At 54.9% G+C, this 22,883-nt stretch carries 23 protein-coding genes; 19 read left to right on the forward strand and 4 right to left on the reverse strand.

Annotation, left to right across the window (positions count from 1 at the left end; translation table 11 throughout):
* Positions 1-61 precede the first annotated feature (61 nt).
* From FYJ53_RS07550 to FYJ53_RS07585, 8 genes are all read left to right on the forward strand, one after another.
* Positions 62-1,864: a YfjI family protein gene (locus FYJ53_RS07550; protein ID WP_013379949.1), complete on the forward strand. Its 1,803-nt coding sequence runs from the start codon at positions 62-64 to the stop codon at positions 1,862-1,864.
* A gap of 249 nt (positions 1,865-2,113) precedes the next feature.
* On the forward strand, positions 2,114-2,425 hold the full coding sequence (locus tag FYJ53_RS07555; RefSeq protein WP_013379950.1) for a hypothetical protein: 312 nt from the start codon (positions 2,114-2,116) through the stop codon (positions 2,423-2,425).
* A 341-nt stretch (positions 2,426-2,766) separates the two neighbouring features.
* Positions 2,767-3,438, forward strand: a complete 672-nt coding sequence (locus FYJ53_RS07560) for a response regulator transcription factor (RefSeq protein WP_013379953.1) — start codon at positions 2,767-2,769, stop codon at positions 3,436-3,438.
* Position 3,439: 1 nt separating this feature from the next.
* The gene (locus FYJ53_RS07565) at positions 3,440-4,462 is read left to right on the forward strand and encodes a sensor histidine kinase KdpD (protein WP_013379954.1); all 1,023 of its coding nucleotides are present in this window, start codon (positions 3,440-3,442) and stop codon (positions 4,460-4,462) included.
* Between the two features lie 70 nt (positions 4,463-4,532).
* Positions 4,533-5,204 carry an ABC transporter ATP-binding protein gene (locus FYJ53_RS07570; RefSeq protein WP_013379955.1) on the forward strand — a complete coding sequence of 224 codons (672 nt, stop codon included), beginning with the start codon at positions 4,533-4,535 and terminating at the stop codon, positions 5,202-5,204.
* A 32-nt stretch (positions 5,205-5,236) separates the two neighbouring features.
* Entirely contained in the window at positions 5,237-5,926 is a 690-nt protein-coding gene (locus FYJ53_RS07575; RefSeq protein ID WP_041690155.1) for an ABC transporter ATP-binding protein, read from the forward strand.
* A gap of 2 nt (positions 5,927-5,928) precedes the next feature.
* Positions 5,929-8,130, forward strand: coding sequence for an ABC transporter permease (locus FYJ53_RS07580; RefSeq protein WP_013379957.1), 2,202 nt, complete (start codon positions 5,929-5,931; stop codon positions 8,128-8,130).
* Positions 8,131-8,361: 231 nt separating this feature from the next.
* Complete coding sequence (locus tag FYJ53_RS07585) at positions 8,362-9,126, forward strand: electron transfer flavoprotein alpha/beta-subunit (RefSeq protein ID WP_013379958.1); 765 nt, start codon at positions 8,362-8,364, stop codon at positions 9,124-9,126.
* A 72-nt stretch (positions 9,127-9,198) separates the two neighbouring features.
* Here the strand turns inward: FYJ53_RS07585 and FYJ53_RS07590 are convergent, their stop codons facing one another.
* The gene (locus tag FYJ53_RS07590; RefSeq protein ID WP_013379959.1) at positions 9,199-10,347 is read right to left on the reverse strand and encodes a 1-deoxy-D-xylulose-5-phosphate reductoisomerase; all 1,149 of its coding nucleotides are present in this window, start codon (positions 10,345-10,347) and stop codon (positions 9,199-9,201) included.
* 210 nt (positions 10,348-10,557) lie between these two features.
* On the opposite strand from FYJ53_RS07590, the gene FYJ53_RS07595 reads away from it, so the two are divergent.
* Positions 10,558-11,982, forward strand: coding sequence for an ATP-binding protein (locus FYJ53_RS07595; RefSeq protein WP_013379960.1), 1,425 nt, complete (start codon positions 10,558-10,560; stop codon positions 11,980-11,982).
* Between the two features lie 192 nt (positions 11,983-12,174).
* Here the strand turns inward: FYJ53_RS07595 and FYJ53_RS07600 are convergent, their stop codons facing one another.
* Complete coding sequence (locus tag FYJ53_RS07600; protein WP_013379962.1) at positions 12,175-12,630, reverse strand: DUF3021 domain-containing protein; 456 nt, start codon at positions 12,628-12,630, stop codon at positions 12,175-12,177.
* Positions 12,631-12,640: 10 nt separating this feature from the next.
* Entirely contained in the window at positions 12,641-13,081 is a 441-nt protein-coding gene (locus FYJ53_RS07605) for a LytTR family DNA-binding domain-containing protein (RefSeq protein WP_013379963.1), read from the reverse strand.
* Positions 13,082-13,333: 252 nt separating this feature from the next.
* Between FYJ53_RS07605 and FYJ53_RS07610 the strand changes: the two genes are divergently transcribed.
* On the forward strand, positions 13,334-13,855 hold the full coding sequence (locus tag FYJ53_RS07610; RefSeq protein WP_013379964.1) for a GDSL-type esterase/lipase family protein: 522 nt from the start codon (positions 13,334-13,336) through the stop codon (positions 13,853-13,855).
* On the opposite strand, the gene FYJ53_RS07615 is transcribed toward FYJ53_RS07610, so the two are convergent.
* Entirely contained in the window at positions 13,839-14,384 is a 546-nt protein-coding gene (locus tag FYJ53_RS07615) for a phosphatase PAP2 family protein (RefSeq protein ID WP_013379965.1), read from the reverse strand. The two genes, FYJ53_RS07610 and FYJ53_RS07615, sit on opposite strands and share 17 nt — an antisense overlap.
* Before the next feature lie 126 nt (positions 14,385-14,510).
* Here FYJ53_RS07615 and FYJ53_RS07620 point away from each other — a divergent pair, with 126 nt between their 5' ends.
* The 9 genes from FYJ53_RS07620 to trpA all read left to right on the forward strand — a co-directional run bounded on the left by FYJ53_RS07620 (position 14,511) and on the right by trpA (position 22,787).
* Positions 14,511-15,068 carry a lipoprotein gene (locus tag FYJ53_RS07620; RefSeq protein WP_013379966.1) on the forward strand — a complete coding sequence of 186 codons (558 nt, stop codon included), beginning with the start codon at positions 14,511-14,513 and terminating at the stop codon, positions 15,066-15,068.
* Between the two features lie 25 nt (positions 15,069-15,093).
* A complete protein-coding gene (locus FYJ53_RS07625; protein WP_013379967.1) occupies positions 15,094-15,588 on the forward strand; it encodes a hypothetical protein in 495 nt (164 codons plus the stop codon).
* A gap of 751 nt (positions 15,589-16,339) precedes the next feature.
* On the forward strand, positions 16,340-17,806 hold the full coding sequence (gene trpE / locus FYJ53_RS07630) for an anthranilate synthase component I (protein WP_013379969.1): 1,467 nt from the start codon (positions 16,340-16,342) through the stop codon (positions 17,804-17,806).
* Positions 17,806-18,387, forward strand: a complete 582-nt coding sequence (locus FYJ53_RS07635) for an aminodeoxychorismate/anthranilate synthase component II (RefSeq protein WP_013379970.1) — start codon at positions 17,806-17,808, stop codon at positions 18,385-18,387. The genes trpE and FYJ53_RS07635 overlap by 1 nt, the downstream gene beginning before the upstream one ends.
* The gene (gene trpD, locus FYJ53_RS07640) at positions 18,384-19,412 is read left to right on the forward strand and encodes an anthranilate phosphoribosyltransferase (protein WP_013379971.1); all 1,029 of its coding nucleotides are present in this window, start codon (positions 18,384-18,386) and stop codon (positions 19,410-19,412) included. The genes FYJ53_RS07635 and trpD overlap by 4 nt, the downstream gene beginning before the upstream one ends.
* Entirely contained in the window at positions 19,399-20,187 is a 789-nt protein-coding gene (gene trpC / locus FYJ53_RS07645) for an indole-3-glycerol phosphate synthase TrpC (RefSeq protein WP_013379972.1), read from the forward strand. Before trpD ends, trpC begins: the two co-directional genes overlap by 14 nt.
* Positions 20,184-20,813, forward strand: a complete 630-nt coding sequence (locus FYJ53_RS07650) for a phosphoribosylanthranilate isomerase (protein WP_013379973.1) — start codon at positions 20,184-20,186, stop codon at positions 20,811-20,813. Before trpC ends, FYJ53_RS07650 begins: the two co-directional genes overlap by 4 nt.
* A complete protein-coding gene (gene trpB, locus FYJ53_RS07655) occupies positions 20,810-21,994 on the forward strand; it encodes a tryptophan synthase subunit beta (RefSeq protein ID WP_013379974.1) in 1,185 nt (394 codons plus the stop codon). The genes FYJ53_RS07650 and trpB overlap by 4 nt, the downstream gene beginning before the upstream one ends.
* Positions 21,987-22,787: a tryptophan synthase subunit alpha gene (trpA, locus tag FYJ53_RS07660; protein ID WP_013379975.1), complete on the forward strand. Its 801-nt coding sequence runs from the start codon at positions 21,987-21,989 to the stop codon at positions 22,785-22,787. The genes trpB and trpA overlap by 8 nt, the downstream gene beginning before the upstream one ends.
* Positions 22,788-22,883 lie beyond the last annotated feature (96 nt).

Below are 22,883 nucleotides of genomic sequence, written 5' to 3' on the forward strand. Positions count from 1 at the left end.
CCTGTCAAAATACATAACGTCATAACGCACATAGCAAGGCGCGTTTTGAAGAGAGGAAATAATGATGCAAACAGATGAAAAAGACGCGCGCCTGGAAACAGCGCCCAAGCCGCCTGAGGAGATGCTGGAGGTGGTGATGATTGATGATGAGGAAGAAGAGCGTGAGCGGTGGAAGGACAAGGCGGGTATCACAGTGGTGCCGCCCAGAAGAACCGTCAGTCTGCCCATCATCGAGGAAATTGATGAGAACGGTGAGACCCGGTACCGCTATGGCGAAGAGGAAATAAAGGAATATCAGGGAGAAATCTACTACGAAGGGGAATGCCGCCAGCTTGACCAGGAAGAATACAAGCGAACGCTTGAGTCCATTAAACAGGCACAGGCCTGGAAAGACGGCTTCAAGCCGCTGCGTCCCCTGGAGGAGAATACTACCCTGCCCAGGTTCCCGATGGAGAATCTGCCCATCGAGCTTTTCGAGTACTGCAAGAATCTGTCCGAATCCATGGAGATGTCCGCTGATCTGGCCGGCACCGCCATGCTGGGCACCCTGGCGGCCCTTTTGCAGGGGCGTTATGGTATCAGCCCCGAAACCGGATGGTACGAGCCCCTGGGACTCTTTGTCCTAGGCGTGGCCCGGCCCGGAGAGGGGAAAAGCCACCTTATGAAAGCCGTGACCAATCCCCTTTTTAAGCACCAGACAAAGCTCTTTAGAGACTATGCCGACAAGGCCATCTCGGTGGAGGTGCGGCTGGACATGGCCCGCAGCGCCTACGAGGCCATGCGCAAGGCGTGCGGCGGTCTTAAGGGGGATGAAAAGGAGGCCAAGCTCATCGAGATGGAGGATCAGCTGCGCGAGATCAAAGCCCTGGAAAAATCCGCGCCGCCCAGGCTGGTGGCCAACGACGTCACCTCCCAGAAGCTGGCCGGCCTGCTCCAGGAGAACAAGGGCCGGATCAGCATTATCTCCGCTGAGGGCGCAGTATTCTCCAACATCGCGGGCCTTTACGACAGCCAGCCCAATTTTACCAACTACCTCCAGGCCTATTCTGGAGAGACCATCATCGTGGACCGGGTTGGCCGCCCCGGGGAGTATATCAACGATCCCCGCCTGACCATGAACCTCATGGTTCAGCCCGATGTGCTGGACCGGGTGGTCAAGAATAAAATCCTGCTGGAAAGGGGCCTGCCCGCCCGTTTCCTGTTCAGCCTGCCGGAGAGCAAGCTGGGCAAGCGCAAAATTGAGGGCGCGCCCAAGCTCGATGAGGAAGTGAAAAAACGTTATGAAAATCTGCTGGAAGAGTTGATTGCCCTGGCCGAGGAGGATGCCTATGAGATGCTGACCCTGAGTGAGGATGCCGCCGAGCTGTTCAAGGGCTTCCGAAAAGCCGCGGACGAACGGAACAACGGCGATCTCGCCAACCTCAAGGAGTGGACCTCCAAGCTGCCCGGACAGGTGCTGCGCCTGGCAGGGCTCATGCATGTGGCCAAATACCGAAAAGAGGCAGGAAAAACGCCTGTGGACTATTTTAGCATGAAGGAGGCCTGTGATCTGGCCTGGACTTACTATATCGACCACGCCCGGCACGCCCACCAGATCATGGGCGATGACAAAAACATGGAGAAAGCCGGAAAACTGCTCAAGGCCATTGATAAGCATAACTTTGAGGTCTTTACCGCCTACGACGCTGCGAGGAATCTGAGAGACCTGAGCTTTAAAAAAGGCGCGGACGCGGAAATTTTCCTGAATATCCTGGTAGATTATGGTTATTTAAAAATAGAGCGGGACCAGAATGGCAGGCGTGTTTTTTACAAATATATCGTCAATCCCAAATGGATCGCTCAGTCTGAGGATCGCCCCGCCTAAAAAAGGCCCGGACGATGTGCGTTATGAGGTTATGAGTTTTGATGTCTTGCAAACCCGCATAAACAGGTGGTTTGCGCGGTTTTTCATAACGCATGGGCAGGCCCGGAAATTTTGCGTTATGAAAAATAAAGCCCTCCGGGTAGCAATAAGAGAAACCTTGTGTTAAAAAGTAAGATTTTCGGCAACGGCTGCTTAGAGAAAGCGCTTTCGGGTAAATAGAAAAACAACAAACCGAAAGGAGAATTTACCATGAAGGATCAAAACAATTCACCAGAAAAAGACGCCCGAGAACGCGATGATGAAATATTTTTTGGAGCAAAGGTCAACCAGGACCAGCGCGACACCGATGTCAATACCCAGGAGGACGACGCCTTCCGCTTCGGAGCGCCAGTGACCGCAACTGAAGAAAAGAAAGCCGAGCAGCGCGAGGAAAAATCCGAAAACGAACGGGAACGCGAGGACGAGGTTTTCTTCGGTGCAAAGCTTAACCCCGATGCTGACGATGACGTCAACGCCGAAAAGGATGACCGCTTCCGCTTTGACGCTCCTGACGAAAAATAAGAAAGGTGCGGAGACGGTGCGATGAAACGACGTCTCGTCCCAGCAGATTGGACATGATGTGCTGTTTCGGCATGCCATCTCTGACAGGATTTATGATTATAGAAATTGAAAAAGCAGGGGCGCTGTTTCGGCGCCCCTGCTTTTTGTATGCCCGGAAAAGGCTGTGGCGAAAGGGATTCAACAATTATGTTTAAAAATGACGCGAGTGTCGTTTTTGATCAATCCGCCCATTCAGGGCATTCCTGCGCCGGCTGGGACAAAGTTTAAGGGATTGTTCCGATCTGGGTTTTAAGGTAAAATGAAAGCAAAATCTTGAAATTAACCACAATGGGGGAACGAATATGCGACGAATATTAATCGTAGAAGATGAGCGGCAGATTGTAAAGCACCTGAGAGCCCTGCTGGAGGAGGAAGGCTTCTCTGTGGACACCGCTGCCACCAGAGCTGAGGCCGAGAGCGCCCTGGAGGGAGATCGCTTTGACCTGATACTCCTTGATTTAATGCTGCCCGACGGAAACGGTTACGCCCTGTGTACAGAAATCCTGCACAGGGGAAACACACCGGTGATCTTCCTCACCGCCTTGGACGACGAGGCCAGCATTGTCACTGGCTTCAATCTGGGGGCCGACGACTATATCACCAAGCCCTTCAAGCCAATGGAGCTGGTGGCGCGGGTTAAGAACAGCCTCCGGCGGAGCGGCAGGGCCCAGTCGGTCTTTCAGCTCGGAAACTTAAGCGTGGACACTGCCGGAGCGTCTGTGCGCAGAGACGGGCAGGAGATCGTGCTCTCAGCCCTCGAATACCGCCTGCTGCTCACCCTCCTGAGTCATCGGGGCGAGGTGCTGTCCAGAAGCCGCCTGCTCCAGGAAATCTGGGACGCTTCAGGGGATTTTGTCAATGACAACACACTTACCGTCTATATCAAGCGCCTGCGTGAAAAGATTGAGAAAGATCCCGCCGAGCCCCGGATCATCAAGACGGTCAGGGGCCTTGGCTACAAGGTGGAGGACTGAGATGGGGCTGCTCAGAAATCCGGAAATACGCAGGCTGGCAGGGCTTTACACGCTGCTCACCCTGGCAGTGGCCGCGGGCGGGCTGTGGATCAGCGCGGCCTGCGCGGCCTATGTGCTCTGCGTATGTGCTGGGGCAGGCGCGCTCTTTTACGGCTTCACGGCCAGGCGTTACCGCCGCCTGTCGGCCCTGAGCCTCCAGCTGGACCAGGTGCTGCACGGCGGGGACGCTCTGAAAGAAATCCCCGACAACGAGGGTGAGCTGGCGGTCCTGCAGAGCGCGGTCTGCAAAATGACCCTTCGCCTGCGGGAGCAGGCGGCTGCACTGGAGGCGGACAAGACTGCCCTCAGCCACGCCCTGGCCGACATCTCCCACCAGCTCCGTGTTCCCCTCACAACGCTTGGCCTGCTGGTACCCCGGCTGTGCAGTGAGGATACCGGCAGAGAAGCCCGCAGCCGCCTGGCCGCCGAGGCAGGCAGCCTGCTGGCCCGCATCCAGTGGCTTATCGACGCGCTGCTCAAGCTCTCCCGGCTGGAGGCCGGGACCGTGGGCTTTAAGCGCGAGCCCGTGCGGGTGTCTGAGCTCATCGCCAGGGCCGCCGCCCCTCTGGAGATCCCCATGGAGCTGAGAGAACAAACCCTCTGGGCGGAGGTGGACAGGGACATCACCTTCACCGGCGATTTTTACTGGTCAGCGGAGGCTGTGGGCAATATCCTGAAAAACTGCATGGAGCACACGCCCCGCGGCGGGCAGATCCGGGTGAGCGCTGAAGAAAACCCCCTGGCCACAGAGATCCTCATCGCAGACACTGGCCCCGGCATCGCGCCTGAGGACAGGCCACATCTCTTTGAGCGGTTCTACAAGGGAAAAGATTCCGGGGATGACAGCGCAGGCATTGGCCTGGCTTTGTCCCAGGCCATCTTCAGCCGCCAGCACGGCAGCATTACAGCCGAAAGTCCGGCGGGCGGCGGTGCGCTGTTCCGGATCAAGGTTTACAGGGGCTGGACGGACAGCGGGCGAAAGTGACATATTTGTCATTAACGGGTCACTGAGGTGTCATGAGAACTGTGCTATGCTTAGGAGGCGGAGAATACAAATGGAAATTTTAAGAACGGAAAACCTGAGTAAAATATACGGCAACGGAAACGCCAGAGTGGAGGCCCTGAAGGGCATCAGCTTCTCAGCCGGCAAGGGTGAGCTGGTGGCAGTCACTGGCCCATCGGGTTCAGGAAAGTCCACACTACTGCACCTTTTGGGTGGCGTGGAAGTCCCTACAGCGGGCACCGTCCGGATCGACGGCGTGGATATCCATACCAAGACAAGAGCCGGGCTGGCTGTTTTCAGGCGGCGGCAGATCGGGCTGGTCTATCAGTTTTACAACCTGATCCCAACCCTAAGTGTCGAGGATAATATCCTGCTGCCAATGCGTCTGGACGGGCGCAGAGTGAACAGGGATTACCTCGAGGAGCTGCTGTGCCTGCTAAAGCTTGAGGACCGCGCCAAGTGTCTGCCTAGGGAGCTGTCCGGCGGCGAGCAGCAGCGCGTGGCCATCGGCCGGGCCCTCATAGCCGCCCCGGCCCTGCTGCTGGCCGACGAGCCCACCGGCAGCCTTGACCGCAGAGGCAGCCAGGAAATCATGGCTCTCTTAAAAATTTCCAGAGAAAAATACAGGCAGACCATTGTCATCGTGACCCATGACAGGGACATTGCCAGACAGGCCGACCGCCGCGTCGAGCTACGCGACGGCCGCCTTGCAGGAGAGTGGTGATGGACTGAAAGTATAAGCACAGGAGGGAAAAAGTGGAAATTTTAAGATGTGAGGGAATTACAAAAGTCTACGGCGCCGGCGAAAACGCCGTGCACGCCCTGAGAGGCATTGATTTTACCGTCCGCAAGGGCGAATTCGTATCCATTATCGGAGCATCGGGCTCGGGGAAATCCACCCTGCTGCACATTGTCGGCGCGGTGGACAGCCCCACCGAGGGCAGGGTGTGGGTCGGCGGGGAGGAAATTTCTGCTCTGAGCAGAAAAGAAGCAGCTCTTTTCAGGCGCAGGAGCGTGGGGCTCATCTACCAGTTTTATAACCTGATCCCCACTCTCACGGTGGAGCGGAACATCAAGCTGCCCCTGCTTCTGGACAGGACCGAGCCCCAATCCCAGGACTTCGAGGCCATTGTCGGGGCCCTGGGGCTGGAGGATAAGCTGAACGCCCTGCCCAGCCAGCTGTCCGGCGGGCAGCAGCAGCGCACCGCCATTGCGCGGTCTCTGCTGTACCGGCCAGCCCTGCTGCTGGCCGACGAGCCCACCGGCAACCTGGATCAGGAAAACTCCAGGGAGATCATGGCAATGCTGAAGCGGTTTAACCAGACCCTCAAGCAGACCATTCTGGTCATCACCCATGACGAGCTGGTGGCCAGAGCGGCAGACCGCGTGATTTGGATTGAGGACGGCCGCATCGTCTCCAATGCGCCGGCGGCAGGGGAGGTCTGACCATGTGGAAAGCATACGCCGGGAGCGCAGTCCGGAACAACCGGGCCGCCGCGGCCGCCATCGTGGTGGCTGTGTTCATCGCCGCCACTCTGATCTCGACCATCACCGCTATCTTTTACAATCTGTGGACAGACAATATCCGAAGGATCGTCCGGGAGGAGGGCGACTGGCAGGGCAGACTAATCAGCGCTTTCACTGAGGAGGACGCCCGGCGGGCAGAGGAAACGCCCGGTGTGGCCCAGGCTGTGCTGGAAGAGGCCGGCCCCGGCCGCCAGGCCATGCTCATCCGCTTCGAAAATCCCAGGGCGGTCTACAGCGAGCTTCCCCTCCTGGCGGAGAGCTTTGGCCTCAGCAGCGCCGATGAGACAAGGGTCCAGTACCACACCGAGCTTCTCATTCAGTACTATATCTACTCCCCCGAGCAGCAAAAGCAACCGCCCCTGCTGCTGTCCTTTTATGTCTGCGTGATGCTTGTGGTGTGTTTTTCGCTGGTGCTCATGATCTATAACGCATTTGACGTTTCCATGAACGCCCGCATCCATCAGCTGGGCATCCTGCAGAGCGTGGGCGCCACGCCCGGCCAGATAAGAACCGCCCTGCTGGAGGAGGCCCTGGCCCTGAGCCTGGTTCCCCTGCTGGCAGGCATCGCCGCCGGGGTGGGGCTCAATATCCTGTTTGTGCGCGCCGCCAATGCCATCAGCACCGGCATGGGGACAGTGCCCACTGAGTTTGACTACAGCCTCTGGGTTTTTCTGGCGGGGTTTGCAGTCTGTCTCATCACAGTCGGCGTATCTGCTTGGGTGCCAGCCCGGCGCCTCAGCCGCATGACGCCCCTGGAGGCCATCCGCGGCGGGGACAGCCTGCCCGTGAAAAAAGTCCGGTCCTTCCGGTTTTTGTCAAAGCTCTTTGGCATAGAGGGCGAGCTGGCCCGGAAATCCCTTTACACCCGCAGAAAGGCCTTCCGCACCGCCACAGTGTCTCTGACCCTGTCCTTTCTGGTGTTCGGCGTCTTTCTCAATTTCATGACCCTTTCTGATATCAGCACACAGCTCACCTATTTTGAGCGCTATAAAGACCGCTGGGACCTGCTGGCAGCTGTGGAGGATACCCAGGGGCGTGAGGACGCCCTTCTCGGCGAAATCCGGGCCCTCCCAGAGGCTGCGGGCTGCACCGCCTACCGGAAGGCTACGGCTTACACCCAGCTCACAGAGGATATGCTCAGCCCAGAGCTGAGAGCCCTGGGCGGCCTTGAGGCCCTGAAGGATACGGGCATCACTGCCCAGAACGGCAGTTATCAGATCAAGGTGCCCATTGTCGTCCTGGATGACGCGAGCTTTGAGGACTACTGCGCCCAGGCAGGCATCACCGCGCCAGCCGGCGCGCCGCCTTCAGCAGTGACCGTTAACCAGATATGGGACAGCGCCCACAGTCATTTCAGAGAGCGGGCCTACCTGCCCTATATCAACCCACGGGAGGGCCAGTCTCTTAAGCTTTACGACTCGTCCGGCAACGCAGCGGCCAGCCTGGACATTGCCGCCTACACCGATAAAACCCCAGAACTCCGAGAGGAATATGACGATTTTGCCCTGCTTCAGATCATGGCGGAAAGCGCTTGGCAGCAGCTGGTGCCAGAGCTGGAGGCGGATACGGTGTACTTTAACATAAAGGCTGTATCAGAGGATCAGATCACTCCGGCTGAAGCTGCCGTTACCCGGGTTCTGGACACAGCGGGTGTAGACTTTACCATGGAAAACCGGCAGGCCGAGGCTGCCTATAACGTGGCCGCGCGCAAAGCCCTCAACATTTTTATGGGCATCCTCTGCGGGCTCTTGGCTCTCATCGGCATTGCCAATGTGTTTTCTAACATACTGGGGCACATCGGCCAGCGCAAAAGGGAATTTGCCCGTTATCAGTCCATTGGCATGACGCCTGAAAGCGTCAATAAGGTACTGCTCATGGAGGCCCTGATCATCGGCCTGCGGCCCATCCTCCTCAGCCTTCCCCTGAATGTGCTGTTCGTGATTTTTTCCGTGACAGCCAGCAAGCTTAAACTGACGATGTTTATCGGGCGGATGCCCCTGCTGCCCCTGCTGGCCGCCGCAGCTGCGGTGCTGGCCGCTGTCGGCCTGGCCTACCTGATCGGCGGGCGCATCATCTGCCGCGCCAACATCGCAGATACCCTCAGGGACGACACCCTGTTTTAGATAAATTAAAAAGCTGAAGCGACATCCTGTTTTTGTGGACAGCTTCAGCTTTTTTGGTATTCCTTTTACAGCTTCCATCAAAACCTCTTGACAATTAGCATGCAAAATATTAGTATTACAAAAGAAGCTTACCACTAAAGGTGCCCCTGCCAGGAAAAGGGGCATAAGGCCAGAGAGAGGGGTTTATTTTAAGCGAAGCTTCAAATTTCTGATGAAAGAGGGAAGCGTGAAATGATCCAATGTGTGGTGTGTATACGGCCATTCTCAGACAGTGTGCCTGTGCAGGCCGATCAGAAGGAGGGAAAGATGACAGCCCTGTCCGCACCGGGTGCCATGAACCCGGACGATAAGGCGGCGGTGGAGGCGGCTCTCCGGCTGAGGGAGGCCGGTGGCGGCACGGTTGCGGTCCTCTGCGCTGGCCCAGAAAAAGCAGAGGAAATCCTGCGGGAGGCTCTGGCCATGGGCTGTGACGAGGCAGTCCGGGCAGAGGTGCCATTTCCAGACGCTGCCTTCGCCGGGGCGGCGGCCAGCGCTTTAAAGGCCGCTCTTGAAAACCGGAGCTGGGACCTGATCCTGATGGGCGGGCAGGCCATTGACAGCGATGTGGCCCAGACCCCCGCGCTGCTGGCAGAGGCGCTAGGCATTCCCCAGCTCACCCAGGCCCAGAGGCTTTCTATGAGGGGAGGGCAGGTGCGCGCGCAGTGTCCTTTCGATGGCCGGGAGGTGCTTCTGGAAGCGCCGCTGCCCTGCCTGGCCACGGTGACGGATAAGCTGGCCGCGCCGCGCTACGCCACCTTTGCGGGCATCCGCGAAGCCTACGGCAAGCCGCTGCTGCACCTTGAAGATAAGGGAGAAGCCGCCGGGGAGGAAGCCCTCCGTGTAAAGACGGTCATGAACCGCCAGCGCGGCAGAAAAGGGAAAATCCTGAGGGGTCCGTCCCCCCAGGCGGCGGCAGACCAGCTGCTGTCCTTTATCCGGGGCGAGGGCCTGCTCTAGCGGGGCCGTCTGAAAAAATAAAAAGCCCTGCCGCACAGCCGGATGATGCTGTGCGGCAGGGTTTATGCTGTTTTACAGGCTTTTAGCCACGGTCCGGGCCCACTCGTCCACGTCCAGAATGTCCTCAAGGGTCGGCGCTTTAACCGGAACGTGCTGGTGCATGACCGCCTCGTTGATTCTCGGAATATCCAGGAAGGCGATTTCCTCCTTCAGGAAACGGGCGACTGCGACCTCATTGGCAGCGTTCAGGGCCGCGGGCATGGAGCCGCCGGCCTTCAGGGCTTCATAGGCCAGCGCCAGACAGCGGAAGGTATCCTTGTCCGGCTTTTCAAAGGTCAGGGTGCCCACCTCGGCGAGATCGAGAGACGGCTTGGTGTTTTCGACACGGCCGGGGTAGAAGAAAGCGATCTGGATGGGCAGGGCCATGTCCGGCAGGCCAAGCTGCGCCATGACCGCGCGGTCCTTATATTCCACCATGGAGTGGATAATGCTCTGGGGGTGGACCACCACGTCAATCTGGTCCGGCTCCAAGTCAAAGAGCCATTTGGCCTCGATCACCTCCAGCCCCTTGTTCATCAGGGTGGCGGAGTCGATGGTGATTTTCGGCCCCATGGACCAGCTGGGGTGCTTCAGCGCCTGGGCGAGGGTCACCTGCTCCAGATAAGCGCGGTCCTTGCCGCGGAAAGGGCCGCCGGAGGCTGTGATGATGACCTTTTTCAGCTCCTCATGCGCATTGCCCATGAGGCACTGGAAGATGGCGGAGTGCTCACTGTCCACAGGCAGCAGGGCCACGCCTTTTTTCGCCACAGCCTCCATGACAATGGAGCCGCCTGCCACCAGGGTTTCCTTGTTGGCCAGGGCGATGTCGATCCCGGCCTCAATGGCGGCCAGCGTGGGCCGCAGCCCGACCATGCCGGACACAGCGGTCAGCAGCATTTCCGCAGAGTCGCAGGTCGCTACAGCGATGAGCCCCTCCATGCCGGAGAGCACCTCGATGTCCGGAAACTCCGCCTGGATACGCTTTCTCAGGTCAAAAGCAGCGTCCGGGTCCATCACGCCCACCAGCTCAGGCTGGTATCGGCGGATCTGTTCCTCCAGGGCGTCAATTTCGTTGAAGCAGGAAATACTGACAACGTTCAGCTCCTCAGGAAATTCGTCCACCACCGACAGCGCCTGTGTGCCGATGGACCCCGTAGAGCCTATGATACTGATATTTTTCATCGTGTCACCTCGAATAATCTTTGTTTATCTCTTTATTATAGCATAATGTGGCCCCACTTAGTAAAAAAGATGTAAAATTCATCCTGCTAAGTGAGGCTGAATTGCTTGTGTTTCTCTTAAAATGTCGCCAGAGTCCATAAAAACCTTGAACCTCTGCGGGTTTAAGCGTATAATTATCATAGGATAATTTTTTGTTAGGAGGCATCGAATATGAGACCTTTTATAGGCAGAAAGCAGGAGCTTCAGCTTCTTGAAAACGCGTATACCAGTAAAAATGCCTTTGTCATGGTGAACGGACGGCGCCGTGTTGGCAAAACCGCCCTGGTCCGTCATTTTTTGAAAGGCAAGCGGGCGCTTTACTTTACCGCGAAAGAAGAGGTTGATGTTTTAAGCCGACGGCGCTTCCTTAAAACTTTTGCAGAATATTGCGGAGAAACCCTCAGCTCTTCGGCAAAGCTGCCGGACTGGAAGGAAATTTTCAAGGCCTTTGCCGAGCGGGTAGAGACCTCCAGAAAAGTGCTGGTCATCGATAATGTCGCTTACCTGATGCTGGCAGACCCTTCCTTTGCCAGAGCTTTAAAATACGCGTGGGAACGTTACTTCAAGCAGGCTTCCGTGATGCTGATCGTGGTAATGCCCAACAACAGCCTCTTAGTCAATCTTGAAGGCAAGAGCAACACCCTGATCGGCTGCGTGACCACCCAGCTGAAGCTGAAGCCCATCAGCTTTGTAGAGATGATCAAGGACTACCCCCATCAGGATTTTAACCAGCTCATGACCCTGTACGCCATTGCGGGAGGGGTTCCCAAATACTGGGAATTCTTTGCCGCCTGCGAGAAGACCATTGACTACATGGGCGTGGTCCGTGAGGATATGCTGGACCAAAACAGCCTTTTATACGAGGAGCCCATGAACCTGATCGAGCGGGATGTCTGGGAACCATCCTACTACAACGCGGTGTTAAAGGCTGTAGCCGACAACTACCACCGCCCGGCCGATATCGCCAGGTATCTGGAAATGAAGCCAGGCGCAGTGAACCACTGCCTGAGCAACCTGGCGGTCCTTGGCTACCTGGAGGCCAGAGTGCCCATCACCGAGAAAAAGGCTGGTCCTTCTAACCGCAAAGTCCAGTACTATTTCTCCGATCCCTTTATGGATTTCTGGTATACCTTCATTTTTGAGAATAAAGAACACCTGGAGGCAGGCCAGGAGCTTCAGATTTTTGAAGCCATCAAGCGCGCTTTTCCAGGTTATATCCAATTTTGGTTTAAAACAGCCTGCAAGGAGATTTTTGCTGCGGCCTGCAAGCAGGGGGGCATCCCCTTTAAAATTGACCGCATCGGCACATTTTGGAACAAAAATGAGGAAACCGTGGACATTGTGGCAGTGGATGAACAGCGCAAGCGCATCTTTCTAGGCGACTGTCTGTACAGCAACAAGCCCTATACCATGGAAGCCTACGATGATTTTGTGGAAAACTGCAGCGATATAAGAGAGTTTAAGGTCTTTAAGGACTATGACTGGACACACGGCGTCTTTACCGCCAACCCCTTTGACCCCGCCCTTATGGATTACGCCATGATCACCTCCGATGTCTATCTGTTTAACGGGATCACGGTTTATTCCAGAAAATAAAAAACACGCAGACAGCCCCAGGAGCTGCCTGCGTATTTTTTATTTGTTTATTATTTGGATTTGCCAAGGGCCACACAGCTGAGAACCAGACCGGTCGTGCCCGCCGCCAGTGCCACAATGCTGAGCACAAAGGATGCCACTTTCATTTTAACACCTCATTTCGATAAAGTAGATACCTCTATTATAACACGTTTAGGGCCTTTTTTCATAAAGACGGTCGTTCATTTTGGAAATTTTGTGCCGGATAATCAGGTACTGGACAATCCAGATAATCAGGTAGAGCGCCGCGAAAACCACGAAATAGATCAGTATGCTGATAAAACTGGGAGCTACCCAGCGGCAGGCAATGGAGATGGGCAGCAGGGTAAAGGTCAGCAGCAGAAAATGGATGAGCGTTTTCCTCAGAAGACTCCAACGCTCCACTGCCCAGATGGCAGACCCGAACCCGCAGATAAAGCCAAGGGCTACGCTGGCCAGGTACTGGAAAAGAGCCGCGTTCATCAGGCCGCCCATCAGGTCGATGAGCGGGGGGGATACCGGGGAGTAGCTGCCAAAGAACAGAGAAATCGCCAGCGCGATGGTCGTGGAGATGGCAATGCCGATGGGGATGCCCAGAAGTCCGAAGCCCAGTGCTTTTTTTACAGTCATTTTAATTACCTCACAATCCTAAGTATTTTTTGATTTTGGAGACATAGCGCCTTGACACATAAGCCTTGTCCCCGTTGGTCATCCGCAGGCTGATGGTGCCGCTGATGCTGGTGTCCAGGCTAGTGACATGGCCGAAATTGACAATTTCCGAGTTGGAAATCCGGACAAAGCTGCTGCCCGACAGCATTTCCTCCAGCGCGTACAGCCGGAGCTTTACCCGGTAGGTCTGCTGTGCGCAGCGGACAAAGGTTTTCTGCTCCTCCGTGTAAAAACGGAAAATCTCTTTTTTGTCCAGCAAATAAATCCGGTCGCCGGAAATTGCGGTGATCATGCTGGGGTGGTCAGCCGAAAGGCGCTCAGCCAGGGCAGTGATTTCAGCGGTCAGGGCGTTTGTGCAGATGATTATCCGGGGTTTTTGCAGCCCAGGGTCAATTTTTATTTCAACATCCATTTTGAGAAGCCTCCTTGGTGTTTCCGTTAACGGTTGATTTAATTATACGTGAAACCAGCCCGGACGCAAGGCTTTTTCGCTAAATGGTCGTAAACAGCCGGTAAGTGGCAGGTTGACGGCGGGCAGAGGGTAGGGTAAACTTTTAAGAGCAGATGTGCGCAGACTGCGCCTTTTATCCAGATAAGAAAGGCTTTGTTTTTTTGTCATACTGTATAGCGGCAGTGCCGCGGATAATGGATTCTGAGGTGAGAAATGAAAAGCGATGAAATATTAATGATTGGCGACAGCCTGATCGAATACGGCGACTGGGACGATCTGCTGGGAACAGAGGTTATCAACCGGGGCATGGGCGGCGATACCACAGAGGGCGTGCTCATGCGCGTCGGCAGAAGCCTGAAGCGGGAGCCGGGCAAAATCTTTCTGATGGTCGGCGTGAATGACATCATCAGCGGGGAGAGCACTGGCTTTATCGCCCGCAATTACGAGGCGATCCTGGAGAAAATAAGGGCACTCTCGCCTGAAAGCGCCGTCTTTGTGCACAAGGCGCTGCCCTGCAGTCCTGAAAAGCTTTTTTTTGTTTTTGACAACAGCCGGGTGACAGCTCTCAACCGGGAAATTGAAAGGCTGGCAAAAAAATACGGCGCGGAATGCGTCGATCTGTGGGATGTCCTGACAAAAAACGGAGAGCTGCTGCCCGAGTACACCACCGATGGTGTACACCTGACAGCGTCGGCCTACACGCTGTGGGCAGGCAGGCTTAAGCCTCTTCTTTAGGGGCTGGCAGCGCCTTTTTCTCAAGGGCATAGGCCGCAGAACCCAGCCCGATCCCCAGAGCGGTAGCCGCCGCAATATCCGAGGGATAGTGGACAAAAAGGTACATTCTGGAAAAGCTGATGAGTGCGGCCAGCGGAATGGCGCCAAGGCCAAAGGACTTTTTGTTCAGAGTCAGAATGGTGGCGGCAGTCACTGAGGTCAGTGTATGGCCGGAGGGGAAGGATGCGCCAAAGGGGCGCCGGATCTTCAGAGCTACTGTTTGGTCAACGTCACAGGGCCGAGCGCGGTGGAAAAGATTTTTAACCAGAATATTGTTGGCGAAAACGTCAAAGGATACCGCCGCTGCGAGCGTAAACCCGCAACGGCGGTATTTTTTTGAGAGCATCATCAGGCCGCCGATGCCAATCCAGACAGCGCCGGCAGTCCCGAGCCTTGTGGCCCCGATCATCACCTTGTCCAGCGTCGGCGAGCAGAGGTTTTTCTGTATTTTTTTTAGTATCTTAAGATCAAATTTCGTGATGTTTTTCATAGAGTGGTGTATTCTCCTTATATCGTAAAGCACATTATACCTGAAAATGGATAAGTTTTCATTAAAAGCAGAATGACGTTCGTTTTCAGATGTGCTATAATGAGAGAAAGGAAAGGGGTGAGCGGAATGAAAAAGCTGTTGATTGGAATGGCGGTGCTGGCTGTGTGCTTTGTTTCTACCGGGTGCGGGCAGGGCGGCGATATCGTCGGAACCTGGAAGGAAGAATATTTTGAGAAGACCTGCCCGATAAAGGATGATATGCAGAACCACCAAATCGTGTTCAACGACGACGGAACGTTTTCAGACGGACGGGGTGTTAATGTGGACGGGCACTACAAAGTTCTGTCCTTTGAAGGCAGCTACGGCAGCAATCCCGACTCCGGTTATCTGAAATTAAGCCGAATATCCTACCTGCCGTCTGAGGAAGCCCTGTTTATTGACAAGGACGCGACTGCGTTTTATGAAAAGCAGATGACAGGGTCAGACGATTGGGAGAAGAAGCCTCTGATCGACGCGCCTCCCGGTAAATTTGACGAGGGACTGGCCCTGACGAACTATGCCAGAAGAATGGATAATCGCGAATTTTACTATAAGCTGCTGGGCAATAAGCTCTACATTATGAGCAAAAAAGTAAATGTTGAGAAGGGCAGTATGGTCAATGGAATATATACGTTTGTGCGATAAGGGTATGGAGAGGAGGCAGGCTGAAATGAAACGAGGAATGCTAATCATGGTGATGGTGGGGCTCCTGGCCCTGCTTGCGGGTTGCGTGCCTGAGAAATCCCCCTTAGTGGGTGTCTGGCATAAGGATAACGCCGGCGAGCTGCCAGTGGAGAGTCTGGAAATTAAATTCAATGATGTTGGAAAGTACGACGCTGTCAGGAATTTTGTGTTTGGCAAACACGATTATTACGGTTACGGCCCTTCCGGCACCTACGCCATCGCCGATAACCACCTGGTCTTTACCGTCACGGGCGTCTCAGGCTATGCCAGTGACGACTCCTACAGCGATCTGTACCAGTCCGGAATGCGTGAAGCGTACCCCGACCGTACTCAGCGCTATTATGAAATCGACGGCGATACGCTGTATCTCTATGAATCAGAGGAAAAAAGAGAGACGCCAGGCGTCTTTCTGACCGGCACCTTCCACCGCGGAGAAATCAAAAAATGCAGCTTGTACGAAGCGTATTATCGCTATGACTGAGTTTGGTAAGGGGGATTAAAGCCCAAAAACAAGATTGCTCTAAAAAAAGAACAAAAACTTTAATCCATAAAAGCTTGACAGCATAAATCTTGAGTGCTAAAATAAATCACAATTAAAACAACAACTGAATACTTGCCTTAAAAACCATTGACGTGAAGATAAAAACAGTTCGTGCACTTACAGAGAGCCGGGAATGCTGAGAGCTTGGCAGAACGCAGCCTGTTAAATGGATCACCGAGGGCGCAGTGAACAGAGCGCAAGCTCCCATTACTCTGCGACGCACCTTCTGCGTTATTGAAGAGGCGGTTGATGGACCGCTGCAAAGAGCATGGGATCTTTTTGCGTCCCGTGAATAAAGGTGGCACCGCGGGTGTTTTCATAGAACTTACAACACTCGTCCTTTAATATAGAGCTTATATTACAGGGCGGGTGTTTTTTTGATGTTTTGTCCAATTTTTGAAAAAAATTGGCAGGGGGAGAGCGTTGGAGGAAAGTGGAAGTTTGATTCAAAGTCAAAGAAAGAGGATTTTTCAATGGAGAATTGAGAATTGAGAATGGAGAATTACAGGAACAAAATGCTGCGCATTTTGATTAGGATTGCGGCTGTAGGCCGCTGTTTAATCGCTTTTACGTGAGTAAAAGGGTTCAAAAATTCTCCATTCTGCATTCTCAATTCTCCATTAGCCAGCCTTCTTCACACCGCTTTGCCCGCTAATGACCAATCTTATCATCATCATAAAAGGAGTATCCCATGAAAATACCATCATTAGAAACAGTACAGCGACAATCCGAGGGCTTTGCGGCCTTTCCTGTCAGCTGCGAAATCTTTGCGGACATCAAGACACCGATTCAGGTGCTGAAAATATTAAAGAGTATCAGCTCACGCTGCTACCTGCTGGAGAGTGTCGAGGGTGTTGAGAAGTGGGGACGCTACTCCTTTCTCGGCTTTGACCCAGTGGTCGAGGTGAAGTGCAAGGACGGGCTCATGGAAATCAAAAACGGTACGGCGGTCAGGTTAGAGACCGATGATCCGGGACAGGAGATAAGACGCATCCTGTCCGAGTACAGAAGCCCTAAGGTGGCTGAGCTGCCGCCCTTTACCGGCGGCTTTGTCGGATATTTTTCCTACGACTATCTGAAGTACAGCGAGCCGTCCCTGCGATTTGACGGCGACGACAGCGCGGGCTTTAACGATCTGGACCTTATGCTGTTTGAGAAAGTCATTGCCTTTGACCAGCTGCGGCAGAAGATCGTGATTATGGTTACCATCAAAACCGATCATCTGGCGGTGAACTATAACCGGGCCGTCAGGGAGCTGGATTACCTGGTGGGCCTGATCCACAGCGACGTGCCGGCGAGCGGCCAGCTGCCAAGACTGCTCAGCGATTTCAAGCCCCATTTTGACAGGGAAGCCTACTGTGAGATCGTGAAGAAGACCAAGGGCTATATCCGCGAGGGCGATATTTTCCAGGCAGTGCCCTCCAACCGACTGACCGCTGAGATGGAGGGGAGCCTATTTAATACCTACCGTGTGCTGAGGACCATCAACCCTTCGCCCTACATGTATTATATCGCATGCGATGACCTCGAAATCGCCGGGGCATCCCCCGAGACGCTGGTAAAGCTTCAGGACGGTGAGCTCTCAACCTTTCCCATTGCCGGTACCAGCCCGAGGGGCAGAACCAGTGAGGAGGATGCTGAGCTTGAGGAGCGCCTGCTCAAAGATCCCAAGGAGCTGGCAGAGCACAATATGCTGGTAGACCTGGGGCGAAACGACCTCGGTAGGGTAAGCCGGTACGGCAGCGTTAAGGTGCAGGAATATCTGAAAGTCCAGAAATATTCCCATGTCATGCACATTACCTCTGTGGTAACCGGGCAGCTGAGAGAAAACATGGATCAGCTTGACGCGGTTACGGCAGTTCTCCCAGCGGGCACACTCTCGGGTGCGCCTAAGATAAGAGCCTGTGAGATCATCAACGAGCTTGAAGGGATACGGCGGGGCATTTACGGCGGTGCCATCGGCTATATCGACTTCACCGGAAACATGGATGTCTGCATTGCCATCCGGACAGCAGTGAAGAAGGACGGCCGGGTCTATGTCCAGTCGGGCGGCGGTGTGGTCGCAGACAGCGATCCGGAAAAGGAATACCAGGAGAGCATCAACAAAGCCATGGCTGTGGTTGAAGCGGTAAAACAATCGGTGGAGGTAATGGACTGATGATCTTAATCATAGATAACTACGACAGCTTTTCATACAATCTTGTGCAGCAGGTAGGCAGGGTAAACCCGGACCTGAAGGTCATCCGGAATGACGCTCTGAGCGTGGACGAAATCGAGGCGCTGCACCCATCCCACATCATTCTGTCCCCGGGCCCTGGGCGGCCTGCTGACGCGGGAGTCTGTGAGGCGGTGGTCCGGCGGTTTTCCGGAAAGCTTCCGGTTTTAGGTGTGTGCCTCGGGCATCAGGCCATCTGTGAGGCCTTCGGCGCAGAGGTCACCTACGCCAGTGAGCTGATCCACGGGAAAAGGAGCAGCATTCACATTGCCAACGGGAGCCCGCTGTTCAAAGGCCTGCCGCCCATTATGGACGCGGCCCGCTATCATTCGCTGGCAGTCAGTCGGAGCAGCCTGCCCGATGAGCTGCTCATCATCGCTGAGGACAATGCCGATGAGGTCATGGGCGTCAAGCACCGGGATTTTGATGTGTACGGGCTTCAGTTTCATCCGGAATCCATATTGACACCACAGGGAAATATCATCATTGAAAATTTTTTAGCGCTGGGAGGTAAAATACAATGATACAGGATGCGATCTATACGGTTTTAAACGGACATGATCTTGATCTGGACGCCACTAAAGAGGCCTTCAACCAGATTATGGAGGGGAAGGCCACCAACGCGCAGATCGGCTCCTTCCTTACCGCCATGCGGATGAAGGGCGAGACCATTGAGGAGATCACAGCCTGTGCAGCGGTGATGCGTGAAAAATGCACAAAGCTGGACCCGGGCATGGACGTGCTGGAAATTGTGGGCACCGGGGGCGATGAGGCCAACACCTTTAACATCTCCACCGTCTCCGGCATTGTGGTCTCAGCCGGCGGAGTGCCAGTCGCCAAGCACGGCAACCGGAGTGTTTCCAGCAAATGCGGCGCCGCGGACTGCCTGGAAGCCCTGGGCGTAAAGATTGACCTGAACGCAGAGCAGAACGCGCGGATGCTGAGAGAGGCAGGCATCTGCTTCATGTTTGCGCCGGTTTACCATGCCTCCATGAAGTATGCCGGCCCAGTCCGCAAGGAAATCGCAGTCCGCACTATTTTTAATATCCTGGGGCCTCTGGCCAACCCGGCCGGCGCAAATATGCAGCTGCTGGGCGTCTACGACGAGAATCTGGTAGAGCCCCTCGCCAGAGTGCTCTCAAACCTTGGCGTTAAACGGGGCATGGTGGTCCACGGACACGACGGGCTGGACGAGATTACCCTGTGCGATACAACTACCATCTGCGAGATAAACGATGGCCAGCTCAACAGCTTTTTCCTCTCACCGGAGCAGCTGGGGCTGGCGCGCTGCACAAAGGAGGCGCTGGTGGGCGGAGACCCTCAGGAAAATGCTGAGATCGCCCGGGAGATCCTGAGTGGTGTTCGCGGCCCCAAGCGCGACGTGGTGCTCTTAAACGCGGCGGTATGCCTGTATATGACCTATAACCAGATGACCCTCCGGGAATGTGTGCGCTATGGGGAGAACCTGATTGACAGCGGCAAGGCCATGGAACAGCTGAATCGTTTTATCGCTTTGTCCAACGAGGTGCAGCGTGATGATTTTAGATAAATTAGCGGCCAGCGCCAGGGTACGGGTCGACCGGTTAAAGGGAGAGCGGCCTTTGGAAAGCGTAAGAGAGGAAGCCCTGTCCATAAAGCCCGAAAAGCCCTTTTGCTTTGAAAAGGCGTTAAAAAAAGAGGACATTGCTTTTATCTGTGAGGTCAAGAAAGCGTCCCCCTCAAAGGGGCTTATCGCTCCGGATTTTCCCTATGTGCATATCGCCAGAGATTACGAGGCTGCCGGCGCAGACGCGATCTCAGTCCTCACCGAGCCCCAATACTTTTTAGGCAGTGACGATTATCTGAGCGCTGTCAAGAGGGCGGTGAGCATTCCGGTTATCCGAAAGGATTTTACCATTGACCCCTATCAGATTTACGAGGCCAGAATCATCGGGGCAGACGCTGTTTTGCTGATCTGCGCGCTCCTTGACACAGAAGCCCTGACGGAATATATCCGCATTGCCGACAGACTGGGCCTGTCCGCCCTGGTGGAGGCCCACGACGCGGCAGAGGTCTGCTCGGCCCTTGAGGCAGGCGCCCGGGTGATCGGCGTCAACAACCGGAACCTTAAAACCTTTGAGGTCGACATCGAAAACAGTGCGCGACTCAGGCAGCTGGTGCCAGAGCATATCACTTTTGTCTCTGAAAGCGGCATTAAAACCCCCGGGGATATTGACGCGCTCAGGAAAAACGGCACCGACGCAGTGCTCATCGGTGAGACTCTGATGCGCAGCAGCCGCAAGGCGGAGGAGCTGGCAAGGTTGCGGGGAGAGCGTCTGGCATGAAGACAAAGATTAAAATATGCGGCCTGACAAGGCCACAGGATGTCGAGGCCGTCAATGCGGCCCGGCCAGACTATATCGGCTTTGTATTTGCCGAGAGCAGACGCCGCCTCACACCACAGCAGGCCATCACGCTGAAAAGACAGCTCGACCCGGAAATCCAGAGTGTGGGTGTTTTTGTCAACCCCAGTCTGGAGACGGTTCTGGACATTACCAGCCGGGATATTCTTGACATTGTCCAGCTTCACGGCGATGAGCCCCCAGCCTTTGCCGAGAGGGTGCGCCGCGAGACCGGCTGCCCGGTGGTAAAGGCCTTTAGAATCAGGGGAGAAGAAAGCCTGGCGGCGCTTAAAGCCTATGACCAGGCGGATTACCTGCTGCTGGACACCTATAATAAGAACGCCTACGGCGGCACCGGCAGGGCTTTCAACTGGGCGCTGCTGAGAGGAAATACGAGCGGTAAGCCCTTTTTCCTGGCAGGCGGGCTGAATATTGAAAACATCGAAACGGCCATAAGGACCGTCCGGCCATATGGTGTGGATATCAGCAGCGGTGTGGAGACAAACGGGCGCAAAGACCCCGGTAAAATAGAGGAAATCATTAAAAAAATAAGGAGATTCGATCAATGACAAAAGGACGCTACGGACAGCACGGGGGCCAGTATATCCCTGAGACATTAATGAACGCGGTGATTGAGCTCGAGGAGGCCTACGAGCATTATAAAAAGGACCCGGCCTTCAATGCCGAGCTGAATGACCTGCTGAAAAATTACGCAGGCCGCCCTTCATTACTATACTATGCAGAAAAAATGACAAGGGATCTTGGAGGCGCAAAGATTTATCTGAAGCGTGAGGACCTGAACCATACAGGCTCACATAAAATTAACAATGTGCTGGGGCAGGTGCTTCTGGCAAAGAAAATGGGCAAAACCCGCGTGATCGCAGAGACAGGGGCCGGGCAGCACGGTGTCGCCACCGCCACCGCCGCGGCGCTCATGGATATGGAATGTGAAATCTTCATGGGGAAGGAGGACACCGACCGCCAGGCTCTGAATGTTTACCGGATGGAGCTGCTCGGCGCAAAGGTCCACGCGGTGACCAGCGGCACCATGACTTTAAAGGACGCCGTCAATGAAACCATGCGGGAATGGACCAGCCGGATCATTGATACCCACTATGTGCTGGGCTCAGTGATGGGACCGCACCCCTTTCCCATGATGGTGCGCGATTTTCAGTCTGTGATCAGCAGAGAGGCCAGAGAGCAGATTCTGGAAAGAGAAGGAAAACTGCCCGCGGCAGTTCTGGCCTGTGTGGGCGGCGGCAGCAACGCCATGGGGATGTTTTACCATTTTATAGAAGATCGGGATGTGCGGCTCATCGGCTGTGAGGCGGCAGGAAAGGGCGTGGACACCGACAAACACGCAGCCACCATCGCCAAGGGCACACCCGGCATTTTTCACGGCATGAAATCCTATTTCTGTCAGGATGTCTACGGCCAGATCGCCCCGGTATACTCCATCTCAGCCGGGCTGGATTATCCCGGTATCGGCCCGGAGCACGCTCACCTGCACGATCTTGGCAGGGCGGAGTATGTGCCAGTCACCGATGACGAGGCCATCAGCGCCTTTGAATACCTCTCGCGGACAGAAGGGATTATCCCGGCAGTTGAGAGCGCTCACGCTGTCGCTTACGCCAGAAAGCTGGCGCCGTCCATGTCAGCGGATGAGAGCATCATTATCTGTTTATCGGGCCGCGGAGATAAGGACGTGGCAGCCATCGCACGTTATAAGGGGGTAGATTTACATGAGTAACCATCGCATCGCAAAGACCTTTGACCACGGAAAAGCCTTCATTGGTTTTATTACAGCGGGTGACCCGACCCTTGAAAAAACAGAGGAGTTCATCACGCTCATGGAGCGGGCAGGGGCAGACCTCATTGAGCTGGGGATTCCTTTTTCTGACCCCATCGCTGAGGGACCGGTGATCCAGCGGGCAAATATCCGCGCGCTCAGCCAGGGCGCCACAACCGACAAAATTTTTGACATGGTGGCCCGGGTGCGTAAAAAGGTTCAGGTGCCGCTGGTTTTTTTGACCTATGTCAATCCGATCTTTACCTACGGCATTGACCGGTTCTGCGCCAGGTGTCAGGAGGCGGGAATCGACGGCCTCATCATTCCAGACCTGCCCTTTGAAGAAAACGGGGAGGTACGGCCCATCGCAGAGAAATACGATGTGGATGTCATCTCGCTGATCGCGCCGACCTCCGAACAGCGCATCGGACAAATTGCCAGGGAGGCTTCGGGCTTTATCTATACGGTATCCTCCCTCGGGGTTACCGGCGTCCGGTCTGAGATCACAACAGACCTTCAGTCGATGATCCGGGTTATACGGGAAAATACCAGCACACCGGCAGCTGTCGGCTTTGGCATCTCTGAGCCGGAGCAGGCAGAGAGCATCAGCGCATACGCAGACGGAGTGATTGTAGGGTCGGCCATTGTGAAGATGATCGAAGCGAACGGTGAAGCCGCAGGACCGGTTATCGAGGAGTACGTCCGGAAAATGAAAGCAGCCTGCATGAAAAATAACAATGATTTGAAGCGTTAAAATTTTTTAAATTTTATCATGAGAAGGCGAAACGTTAAAGAGAGGATTGTCAATGGAGAATTGAGAATGGAAAATGAAGAATTACAGGAGCAAAAT

The organism is Eubacterium sp. BL-380-WT-2B, from assembly GCF_009696115.1.
GTDB lineage: Bacteria > Bacillota > Clostridia > Eubacteriales > Eubacteriaceae > Eubacterium > Eubacterium callanderi.